Source organism: Pseudomonas wayambapalatensis (assembly GCF_049942315.1).
In the GTDB taxonomy this organism is placed as follows: domain Bacteria; phylum Pseudomonadota; class Gammaproteobacteria; order Pseudomonadales; family Pseudomonadaceae; genus Aquipseudomonas; species Aquipseudomonas wayambapalatensis.
Genome location: NZ_JBNFMU010000168.1, coordinates 1 through 10,397, shown reverse-complemented (window position 1 = coordinate 10,397; position 10,397 = coordinate 1). Strand labels below are relative to the sequence as shown.

11 protein-coding genes are annotated in these 10,397 nt (G+C 63.5%); 8 read left to right on the top strand and 3 right to left on the bottom strand.

The features are described from left to right. Positions 1-90: 90 nt before the first annotated feature. The 3 genes from tauC to tauA are packed head-to-tail and all read right to left on the bottom strand — an operon-like array spanning position 91 to position 2,748. Complete coding sequence (gene tauC / locus ACPZMI_RS11165; RefSeq protein ID WP_186667410.1) at positions 91-930, bottom strand: taurine ABC transporter permease TauC; 840 nt, start codon at positions 928-930, stop codon at positions 91-93. Next, on the bottom strand, positions 927-1,718 hold the full coding sequence (gene tauB, locus ACPZMI_RS11160) for a taurine ABC transporter ATP-binding subunit (RefSeq protein WP_426352234.1): 792 nt from the start codon (positions 1,716-1,718) through the stop codon (positions 927-929). The genes tauC and tauB overlap by 4 nt, the downstream gene beginning before the upstream one ends. Positions 1,719-1,776: 58 nt before the next feature. Then, positions 1,777-2,748 (bottom strand): taurine ABC transporter substrate-binding protein, encoded by a 972-nt coding sequence (tauA, locus tag ACPZMI_RS11155; protein ID WP_426352233.1) that lies wholly within the window; start codon positions 2,746-2,748, stop codon positions 1,777-1,779. A 484-nt stretch (positions 2,749-3,232) separates the two neighbouring features. Here tauA and ACPZMI_RS11150 point away from each other — a divergent pair, with 484 nt between their 5' ends. The 8 genes from ACPZMI_RS11150 to ACPZMI_RS11115 all read left to right on the top strand — a co-directional run bounded on the left by ACPZMI_RS11150 (position 3,233) and on the right by ACPZMI_RS11115 (position 10,355). After that, positions 3,233-4,585, top strand: a complete 1,353-nt coding sequence (locus tag ACPZMI_RS11150) for an OprD family porin (RefSeq protein WP_411383604.1) — start codon at positions 3,233-3,235, stop codon at positions 4,583-4,585. A 165-nt stretch (positions 4,586-4,750) separates the two neighbouring features. After that, positions 4,751-5,389 (top strand): peroxiredoxin, encoded by a 639-nt coding sequence (locus ACPZMI_RS11145; RefSeq protein ID WP_054891663.1) that lies wholly within the window; start codon positions 4,751-4,753, stop codon positions 5,387-5,389. Positions 5,390-5,628: 239 nt separating this feature from the next. Beyond that, positions 5,629-6,222, top strand: coding sequence for an NADPH-dependent FMN reductase (ssuE, locus tag ACPZMI_RS11140; RefSeq protein WP_054891664.1), 594 nt, complete (start codon positions 5,629-5,631; stop codon positions 6,220-6,222). A 95-nt stretch (positions 6,223-6,317) separates the two neighbouring features. Next, positions 6,318-7,283, top strand: a complete 966-nt coding sequence (locus tag ACPZMI_RS11135) for a sulfonate ABC transporter substrate-binding protein (protein WP_186667414.1) — start codon at positions 6,318-6,320, stop codon at positions 7,281-7,283. A gap of 60 nt (positions 7,284-7,343) precedes the next feature. Then, complete coding sequence (gene ssuD / locus ACPZMI_RS11130) at positions 7,344-8,492, top strand: FMNH2-dependent alkanesulfonate monooxygenase (RefSeq protein ID WP_426352232.1); 1,149 nt, start codon at positions 7,344-7,346, stop codon at positions 8,490-8,492. A 10-nt stretch (positions 8,493-8,502) separates the two neighbouring features. Further along, positions 8,503-9,300: an aliphatic sulfonate ABC transporter permease SsuC gene (ssuC, locus tag ACPZMI_RS11125; RefSeq protein ID WP_426352231.1), complete on the top strand. Its 798-nt coding sequence runs from the start codon at positions 8,503-8,505 to the stop codon at positions 9,298-9,300. After that, positions 9,297-10,109: an aliphatic sulfonates ABC transporter ATP-binding protein gene (ssuB, locus tag ACPZMI_RS11120; protein ID WP_186710734.1), complete on the top strand. Its 813-nt coding sequence runs from the start codon at positions 9,297-9,299 to the stop codon at positions 10,107-10,109. The genes ssuC and ssuB overlap by 4 nt, the downstream gene beginning before the upstream one ends. Positions 10,110-10,139: 30 nt before the next feature. Then, complete coding sequence (locus tag ACPZMI_RS11115; RefSeq protein WP_003255829.1) at positions 10,140-10,355, top strand: TOBE domain-containing protein; 216 nt, start codon at positions 10,140-10,142, stop codon at positions 10,353-10,355. Positions 10,356-10,397 lie beyond the last annotated feature (42 nt).

Genomic DNA, 10,397 nt, shown 5'->3' with positions numbered 1-10,397 from the left:
GGGTGGGGGGGTGGGTGGTTTTGTTGTGGCCCTATGGGCGGGCGGGTTTTTTTGGGGGGGTTTTCCTCCCCCCCGATGAGGCCTAAAAGGTCAGTGACTCTGTCCATGCCAGGGTACGAGGCGGCGCTGCAGGGCGCGCAGGCCCATCTCCAGGGCAAAGGCGATCAGCGCGATCAGCAGGATGCCCAGCACTACCACATCGGTGACCAGGAACTGCGCGGCTGACTGCACCATGAAGCCCAGGCCGCTGGTGGCGGCGATCAGTTCGGCGGCGACCAGGGTCGACCAGCCGACCCCCAGGCCGATGCGAATGCCGGTGAGGATGTCAGGCAAGGCGCTGGGCAGGATCACATGGCGAATCAGTTGCACCTTGCTCGCCCCCAGCGACTGCGCGGCGCGCAGCTTGGCCGGGTCGACGGTGCGCACGCCGGTGGCGGTGGCGATGGCGATCGGGGCGAAGATCGCCAGGTAGATCAGCAGCACTTTCGACAGCTCGCCGATCCCGCACCAGATCACGATCAGCGGCAGGTAGGCCAGCGGCGGTATCGGTCGGTAGAACTCGATCAGTGGGTCGAGGATACCGCGAGCCACGCGGTTGTAGCCGATGGCGATGCCGACCGGAATCGCGGTCAGGGTCGCCGCCAGCAACGCCACGCCGATGCGGCCCAGGCTCGCGCCCAGGTGCTGCCAGAGGCTGGCGTCCATGTAGCCCTGGGTCAGCAGTACCCAGGCCTTGGCCAGGATGTCGCCGGGGGCGGGCAGGAACAGTGGCTCGACCCAGCCGGCAGCGGTCACCAGCCACCAGACCAGCAGCAGGCTGGCCAGGGTCAGGACGCTGATCCAGCGGGTCGGCAGCGGGCGGCGGGTCTTCACCGCCGAGGCGGTGCGGGTGTCGGTTTTGCCGGCGACCGGCAGGTCCAGGCTGCTCATGCGGACTCCTCGCGACGGGCGGCACGTTGGGAAAACACCCGCGACAGCACGTGCTCGCGGGTTTCGATGAAGCGCGGGTCGGACTTGATCGCCCGCGCTGGTTCGCCCGCGGCGTAGCGCTGGCCGAAGTCCAGTCGCAGGCGCTCGACCACGCGCCCGGGATTAGGGGCCAGCAACACCAGTTCGCTGGCCAGGAACACGGCTTCCTCGATGTCGTGGGTGATCAGGAACACTGGCTTTGCGGTGCGCTGCCAGACCTGCAGCAACAGCTCCTGCATCTGCTCGCGGGTGAAGGCATCGAGGGCGCCGAAGGGTTCGTCCATCAGCAGTACGCGTGGGTCGGCAGCCAGGGCGCGGGCCAGGCCCACGCGCTGTTTCTGTCCGCCGGAAAGCTGCCAGATGCGCCGGTCGCCGAACCCGGCCAGATCGACCAGTGCCAGCATCTCGCGCGCCTTGGCTTCACGCTGCGCGCGAGGGACGCCGGCCAGCTCCAGGCCAAAAGCGACATTGCCGAGCACGTCCTGCCAGGGCAGCAGGGCGTCATCCTGAAACACCACGCCGCGGTCGGCACCCGGGCCTTGCACGGGCGCACCGTCGAGGGTGATGCGCCCGCTGCTGGGCGGGACGAAGCCAGCGATGAGATTGAGCAGCGAGGTCTTGCCGCTGCCGGAGGGCCCGAGGGCGACCAGCAGTTGGCGTGGCCCCAGCGTCAGGTTGATGTCATCCAGCACCGGGGTGGTGGCGCCGGGGTACTGTGCGCTGATGCGCTCCAGCTCGAGCAAGGCCATGATGGGCTCCGGTTCGGGGCGCAGGGCGCCCCTGGGTTCGATCGGTTGGGCAGGTGCTTCAGTCGGGAAGGAACTTGGCCGTTACGTACGGCGAGTAATCCGGCAGCACCGCCTCGACCTTGCCTTGCTCCTTGAGGAAGGTCGCGGTGTCGGTCAGCGCCTGGGTGGTAGGCGCGCCCAGCGCCACGCTCTGGTCGGCGGCCAACGGGTAGACGTTGCCCTCCAGCAGGCCGGGGATATCGCCGGTCTTGGCGCCGGACAGCTTGGCCAGCTTGTTCACGTTGTCTGGATTGGCCAGCCAGGCTTTCGGGTCCTTGCGGTAGTCGGCGTAGGCGTCGAGGGTGACCTTGGCGAACGACTTGACGATCTCCGGGTGCTTCTCGGCGAAGTCCTTGCGCACGATCCAGGCATCGAAGGTCGGGGCGCCTTTCTTTGCCAGTTCGCCAGAGGTGATCAGCACCTTGCCGTTTTCCTTGGCCACGCCCAGCGCCGGGTCCCAGACGTAGGTGGCGTCGATGTCGCCGCGTTTCCAGGCGGCGATGATCGCAGGCGGCGCGAGGTTGAGGATCTGCACCTTGGCCGGGTCGATGTTCCAGCTCTTGAGCGCCGCCAGCAGGCTGTAATGGCCCGTGGAGACGAAGGGCACGGCGACTTTCCTGCCGATCAGGTCCTGTGGGGTCTTGATGCTGTCGCGGGCGACCAGCGCTTCACCGGCGCCGATCTGGGTGGCGATGAGGAACGTCTCCACCGGCACCTTGCGGGTGGTCGCGGCAGCCAGCGGGCTGGAGCCCAGGTAGCCGATCTGCACGTCGCCGGAGGCCACGGCGGCGATGATGTCGGCACCGTTGTCGAATTTGCGCCAGTCGATGCTGGCGTGGCTGGCTTTTTCATAGCTGCCATCGGCCTGGGCCACCTTGGCCGGATCTACGGTGGTCTGGTAGGCCACGGTCAGGTCGGCGGCCTGGGCGAACCAGCTGGCGGTGGCCAGGGTCAGCGCGGCGAACAGGCGCAGGGGGGCGTGGGGGATCATGATCGAACCTCTCGTCAGGCATCGGGTGATGAATGACGCGAAGACTAAATGATCTAAGAATTACAAAATAAATAACTTTTCAGAATTAGCTTAGGAGACAACGCGCTTAGCGCACGCGCCTGTCGGACGGAAGGTTGTGAAATTTTTGTGAAAGGCTACGCTTTCACAACTTTTCACGGAGCGCCCTCTGGCAAAGGGCTGCAGATAACCGGAAGCTATGAGCAAGGGACGCCAATACACCAAATGACGCTGAAGGTTCCGTATTTATTCCGGAAAAATCTGACGATTTCATAAAACGGTCATTTTGGATTTATAGGATTGTCATTATCCTGTAGCGCAGGTGCATTAGACCAAAGTCGTGAAATCTCCGGTAACGATTGACTTACCAGTCACACTTTGGTGCTAAATCGCTTACCCGTGGCGAGGGGGGCAGCAGATCCCCCCGCCTTGAGAGTACAAAAATTAGAACGTAGAGGAGCAAAGCATGTACAAGTCTAGCCTGGCTCTGGCCGTGGCACTGGGGGTTCTCGCCCAACAAGCGGGCGCCGCTGGCTTCATCGAAGACAGCAAGGTATCCATCAGCTCGCGCACCATGTACTTCAACAACGACGACCATGAAGTTCGCACGAACGCTCAAGGTCGTAACGGTGACCAGCGCGAAACCGCCCAAGGTTTCAAGCTCGACTACCTGTCCGGCTTCACCCAAGGCACCGTTGGTTTCGGTGTCGACGTTCAAGCTCTCTGGGGTATCCACCTCGATGGCGGCCGTGGCCGTCACCCGGATAACAACACCTTCTTCCCAAGCGACAGCGACGGCTCTGCCGTGAGCCAGTGGGCTCGCATCGGTGGTAACGCCAAGGCTCGCTTCTCCAAGACCGAAGTCCACTACGGCAGCGCCCTGGCGCCAAACCTGCCGATCCTGGTCTCCAACGACGGTCGTCTGCTGCCGCAAACCTTCGAGGGCGGTACCGTCCAGTCGAAGGAAATCGACAACGTCACCCTCAACGCGGGCCAGCTGACCCACGCCATGGGCCGTGCCTCGAGCAACCGCACCGGCCTGTCCGTTGGCGGCGCTTACCGCGACAGCAACAAGTTCCAGTTCGCCGGCGGCGACTGGAAGGTCACCAAAGACCTGACCCTGCAGTACTACTACTCGAACCTGGAAGACTTCTACAAGCAGCACTTCCTGGGTCTGACCCACGTCTACCAGATCGCCAACGATCAGTCGTTCAAGACCGACCTGCGCTGGTTCAAGAGCAGCAGCGACGGCAAGAACGGCGAAGCCGGCTACACCTTCAACAACAACGGTGGCTATGCCAAGAACGCAGGCGAGGTCGACAACAAGACCTGGTCCGCGATGTTCACCTACACCATCGGCGGCCACGCAATCATGCTGGGTCACCAACAGGTTGGCGACGACGGCGGTTTCGTCTGGCTGAACCAGGGTAACGTGCGCAAGGACGGCAGCACCTCGCCGCTGGAAGGCAACGGTGGCTCGAGCTTCTACCTGTTCACCGACAGCATGATCAACCAGTTCGCCCGCGCTGGCGAGAACACCACTTTCGGTCAGTACTCCTATGACTTCGCACGTCTGGGCGTACCGGGCCTGAAGGCATCCGTGGCCTACCTGCGCGGTGATGACGTCAAGAACGCCCGCACCAGCGGCACCTACAGCGAGTGGGAGCGCGACGCGCGTATCGACTACGTACTGCAGGAAGGCACCCTCAAGGGCCTGGGCGTCAGCCTGCGTCACGGTACCTACCGTGGCGGCGGCGAGAGCATCAACGATGCCGATCAGACTCGTCTGATCTTCAACTACACTTACAACTTCATGTAAGTCGTAGCTGCAACGAAAGAGCCTCGCCTGGTGCGAGGCTTTTTTGTGTGTGCAAATTCGTATTCTTTCTGGTTATAAATAAATCAGTATTCATTCTTTTTATTTTTAATCGGAAGCAGGCACATTGAATCCCACAAGGCCAGACACAGCACAGGAGCCGCTTCCATGAGCCTCAAACTCGGCGACATCGCCCCCGACTTCGAACAGGATTCCAGCGCCGGCAAGATCCGTTTCCATGAGTGGCTGGGCAACAGCTGGGGTGTGCTGTTCTCCCACCCGGCCGACTTCACCCCGGTGTGCACCACCGAACTGGGCCTGACCGCCAAGCTCAAGGATGAGTTCGCCAAGCGCGGCGTCAAGGCTATCGCACTGTCGGTGGACCCGGTCGACTCGCACCACAAGTGGATCGATGACATCAACGAGACCCAGAACACCGTGGTCAACTTCCCGATCATCGCCGATGCCGATCGCAAGGTGTCTGACCTGTACGACCTGATCCACCCAAATGCCAACGACACCCTTACCGTACGCTCGCTGTTCGTGATCGACCCGAACAAGAAGGTACGCCTGACCATCACCTATCCAGCCAGCACAGGGCGCAACTTCAACGAAATCCTGCGGGTGATCGATTCGTTGCAACTGACCGACAACTATAAGGTCGCCACCCCAGGTAACTGGCAGGACGGTGACGAAGTGGTGATCGTGCCTTCGCTGAAGGATGAGGACGAGATCAAGCAGCGCTTCCCGAAAGGTTATCGGGCCGTCAAACCCTATCTGCGCCTCACCCCGCAACCCAATCGTTGAATCCTCGTTGCATTGCTCTTAGCCATAGCAGGGATTTCGGGCCGTTTCGACGGCCTTTTTTTATGCCCGCTTTTTGTGGGAGCGGGCTGGCCCGCGAAACGGGCGAGGTCAAAACGCTATATCTCCATAACGCATAAACAAATAAAAAAATATGATTTATAGATATATGTGGCGAGCTGCTAATGTCGGAGTCATTCACTGGGGCCACACCCCGGAACCGAATTTAAGGAAGCGCTGCAATGCTGGTTGTTTCGATAGGTGGTAGCCCCAGTACCCGTTCACGTTCCGGCGTGCTGCTCGAGCGTTCGCGCCAGTGGTTGCAGGATCGTGGTGTGGAGGTGGTGACCTTCCAGGTGCGCGAGTTTCCGGCAGAAGACCTGCTCCACGCACGTTTCGACAGCCCACAGGTGCAGCACTTCCAGCAACTGGTAGCCCAGGCTGATGGGCTGGTGGTGTCGACCCCGGTGTACAAGGCATCGTTCGCCGGGGCCCTGAAGACCTTGCTCGACCTGCTGCCCGAGCGCGCGCTGGAACACAAGGTGGTCCTGCCGATCGCTACCGGCGGCAGCATCGCCCACATGCTGGCGGTGGATTACGCATTGAAGCCTGTGCTGTCGGCACTCAAGGCGCAGGAGACCCTTCAAGGGATCTTCGCCGACGACAGCCAGGTCGCTTACGCCGAAGGCAATCGCCCGGCACAGTTGGCCGAGGCCCTGGAGGCCCGCCTGCTGGACTCGCTGGAAACCTTTCACAGTGCCTTGGCGCGTCGGCCCAAGCCGGTCGCTCCAGGTGTACTCAACGAACGCCTGATCAGTGCTCGCTGGAGCATCTGAACGACCCCGCAAATGCGTCACCGTTTTTCCACCTTACTCGCCCGACAACGAGGCAAGCAGGTGCAACCCGAACCTCATTCGCACAGGAGAGCGCCATGCGCACAGTCTTCTTGCGTCGTGGTCTGGTCGCCCTGTTTGCGGCGGCTGTGTCCTTCGGCGCCATCACCCAAGCCCAGGCCGAGAGCCTGCGCATCGGTTACCAGAAATACGGCACCCTGGTGCTGCTCAAGGCCAAGGGCTCGCTGGAAAAGCGCCTGAAGGAACAGGGCATCGACGTGCAATGGACCGAGTTCCCCGGTGGCCCGCAGCTGCTCGAAGGGCTGAACGTCGGCTCGATCGATTTCGGTGTCACCGGCGAAACGCCGCCCGTCTTCGCCCAGGCCGCCGGTGCCGACCTGCTCTACGTGGCCTATGAGCCGCCTGCGCCGCACAGCGAGGCGATCCTCGTGCCCAAGGGCTCGCCGATCCAGTCGGTGAAGGAGCTCAAAGGCAAGAAAGTCGCACTGAACAAAGGCTCCAACGTGCACTACCTGCTGGTCCGCGCCCTTGAGGACGCCGGCCTGAAATACAGCGACATCCAGCCCGTTTACCTACCGCCTGCCGATGCCCGCGCCGCGTTCGAGCGTGGCAGCGTCGATGCCTGGGTGATCTGGGACCCGTACCAGGCGGCTGCCGAACAGCAGTTGCAGGCCCGTACCCTGCGTGATGGCAAGGACCTGGTCGACAACCACCAGTTCTACCTGGCTACCCGCAGTTACGCGACCCAGCACCCGGCGGTGATCAGCACCCTCATCGACGAGGTGCGCGCCGTGGGCGAGTGGTCCCAGGCCAACCCGCAGCAAGTGACCGACCAGGTCGCGCCGCTGCTCGGCCTGCCGGCCGACATCACCCTGACCTCGGTCAAGCGCCAGGGCTACGGCGCCGCGCCGCTGACCCCGGAGGTGATCGCCGCGCAACAGAAGATCGCCGACACCTTCCAGGCCCTGAAGCTGATTCCCAAGCCCTTGAGCATCAAGGACGTGATCTGGACCCCACCGGCCAAGGTCGCCAGCGCGCCTTGAACGATTCGCCTGCGCCGCAGCATCGCTGCGGCTTGAGCCCCCCTTGAGGAGACAACTCCAATGAGCCTTAACATTTTCTGGTTCCTCCCCACCCACGGCGACGGCAAGTACCTGGGTACCACCGAAGGCGCACGCGCCGTCGATCACGGCTACCTGACCCAGATCGCCCAGGCGGCCGATCGCCTGGGTTTCGGTGGCGTGCTGATCCCTACCGGTCGTTCCTGCGAGGACTCCTGGCTGGTCGCGGCGTCACTGATTCCGGTGACGCAGAACCTGAAGTTCCTGGTCGCTCTGCGCCCGGGCATCATTTCGCCGACCGTGGCCGCCCGCCAGGCCGCGACTCTGGATCGCCTGTCCAATGGCCGGGCGCTGTTCAACCTGGTGACCGGTGGTGATCCGGACGAGCTGGCCGGCGATGGTCTGCACCTGAACCACCAGGAGCGCTACGAAGCCTCGGTCGAGTTCACGCGCATCTGGCGCAAGGTGCTGGAAGGCGAAGTGGTCGACTACGACGGCAAGCACATCCAGGTGAAGGGCGCCAAGCTGCTCTATCCACCGATCCAGCAGCCGCGCCCGCCGCTGTATTTCGGCGGTTCGTCCGAGGCCGCACAAGACCTCGCCGCCGAGCAGGTCGAGCTGTACCTGACCTGGGGTGAGCCCCCGGCTGCAGTGGCGGAGAAGATCGCCGCGGTGCGCGAGAAAGCCGCTGCGCAAGGCCGCGAAGTGCGCTTCGGTATCCGCCTGCATGTGATCGTGCGGGAAACCAACGAAGAAGCCTGGGCTGCCGCCGATCGACTGATTTCGCACCTGGACGATGACACCATCGCCCGCGCCCAGGCCTCGCTGGCGCGCTTCGATTCGGTTGGCCAGCAACGCATGGCGGCCTTGCACAACGGCAACCGCGACAAGCTCGAAGTCAGCCCCAATCTGTGGGCGGGCGTCGGCCTGGTACGAGGCGGCGCCGGTACCGCGCTGGTGGGCGATGGCCCGACGGTCGCGGCGCGGGTCAAGGAATACGCCGACCTGGGCATCGATACCTTCATCTTCTCCGGTTATCCACACTTGGAAGAGTCCTACCGCGTCGCCGAGCTGCTGTTCCCGCACCTGGACGTGCAGCGCCCGGAGCAGGCCAAGGCCGGGGGCTATGTGAGCCCGTTCGGTGAAATGGTCGCCAACGACATCCTGCCCAAGTCCGTGTCGCAGAGCTGAGGGCCAGGCCATGAGTCGTGCAACTTCCTCCACCCTGACACAGCGCCTGGCGCCATGGGCCTTGCCCGTGCTGCTGCTGGCGGTGTGGCAGCTGGCGGTCAGCGCTGGATGGCTGTCCACGCGCATCCTGCCGGCACCGAGCGCTGTGGTCAGCGCCGGTGTCGAACTGGTGCGCAGCGGCGAGATCTGGACTCACCTGGCGATCAGTGGCTGGCGCGCCGGTGTGGGCTTTCTGATCGGCGGCAGCATCGGTCTGTTGCTGGGGTTCGTCACCGGCCTTTCGAACTGGGGTGAACGCCTGCTCGACAGCTCGGTGCAGATGATCCGCAACGTGCCGCACCTGGCGCTGATCCCGCTGGTGATCCTGTGGTTCGGCATCGACGAGTCGGCGAAGATCTTCCTGGTCGCGCTGGGCACGCTGTTCCCGATCTACCTGAACACCTACCACGGCATCCGTAATGTCGACCCGGCGCTGGTGGAAATGGCGCGCAGCTATGGCCTGTCCGGTTTCTCGCTGTTCCGCCAGGTGATCCTGCCCGGTGCGCTGCCTTCGATCCTGGTCGGTGTGCGCTTTGCCCTGGGCTTCATGTGGCTGACCCTGATCGTTGCCGAGACCATCTCGGCCAATGCCGGCATCGGTTACCTGGCGATGAACGCCCGTGAATTCCTGCAAACCGACGTGGTGGTCCTGGCCATCGTCATGTACGCCGTGCTCGGCAAGCTCGCCGACCTCGCCGCCCGTGGCCTGGAGCGTGCCTGGCTGCGCTGGCACCCCGCCTACCAGGTGGCGAAGAAGGAGGGCGCATGACCGTGCTCAAGGAACAACCGCCGCGCCTGCTGCGTGGCATCCCGCTGGCCGCCAACGGCCTGCGCAAGACGTTCGGCAAGCGTGAAGTGCTGCGCGGTATCGACCTGCACATCCCGGCAGGCCAGTTCGTCGCCATCGTTGGCCGCTCCGGCTGTGGCAAGAGCACCTTGTTGCGCCTGCTGGCCGGTCTGGACCAACCCAGCGCCGGCGAGCTGCTGGCCGGTGCCGCGCCGCTGGCCGATGCCCGCGAGGAAACCCGTCTGATGTTCCAGGACGCCCGTCTGCTGCCCTGGAAGAAGGTGATCGACAACGTCGGCCTGGGCTTGTCCGGAGACTGGCGGCCACGCGCGGTGCAAGCGCTGGAAGAGGTCGGCCTGGCCGATCGTGCCAATGAATGGCCAGCTGCGCTGTCCGGCGGGCAGAAGCAGCGCGTGGCCCTGGCCCGCGCGCTGATCCACCAGCCACGCCTGCTGCTGCTCGACGAACCACTGGGTGCACTGGATGCCCTGACGCGAATCGAAATGCAGCAACTGATCGAGCGCCTCTGGCGCGAACACGGCTTCACCGTGCTGTTGGTCACCCACGACGTCAACGAGGCCGTCGCCGTGGCCGACCGGGTGATCCTGATCGAGGACGGCGAGGTCGGTCTGGACCTCACCGTCGACCTGGCAAGGCCGCGGGCGCGTGGTTCGCACCGCCTGGCGGCGCTGGAAAGCGAAGTGCTCAACCGTGTCCTGTCCGTCCCTGGCACGCCGCCCGAGCCGGAACCTGTAGCCCCTTTGCCCACGCAACTGCGTTGGGCCCACTGAATCTGCGAAGCCAATCAAAGGAATCAAGCCATGACCATCAAAGCGATCAACGTCCGCAACCAGTTCAAAGGCACCGTCAAAGAAATCCTCGAAGGCCCGGTACTGTCGGAAATCGACGTGCAGACCGCCTCCGGCATCGTCACTTCGGTGATCACTACGCGTTCCGTGCGCGAGCTGGAACTTCAGGTTGGCAGTGAAGTGATTGCCTTCGTGAAATCCACCGAGGTGTCCATCGCCAAGCTGTGATGGCGTTCGACTCCCGGGCCGTGTGAAGGCTTTCGCGGGGAA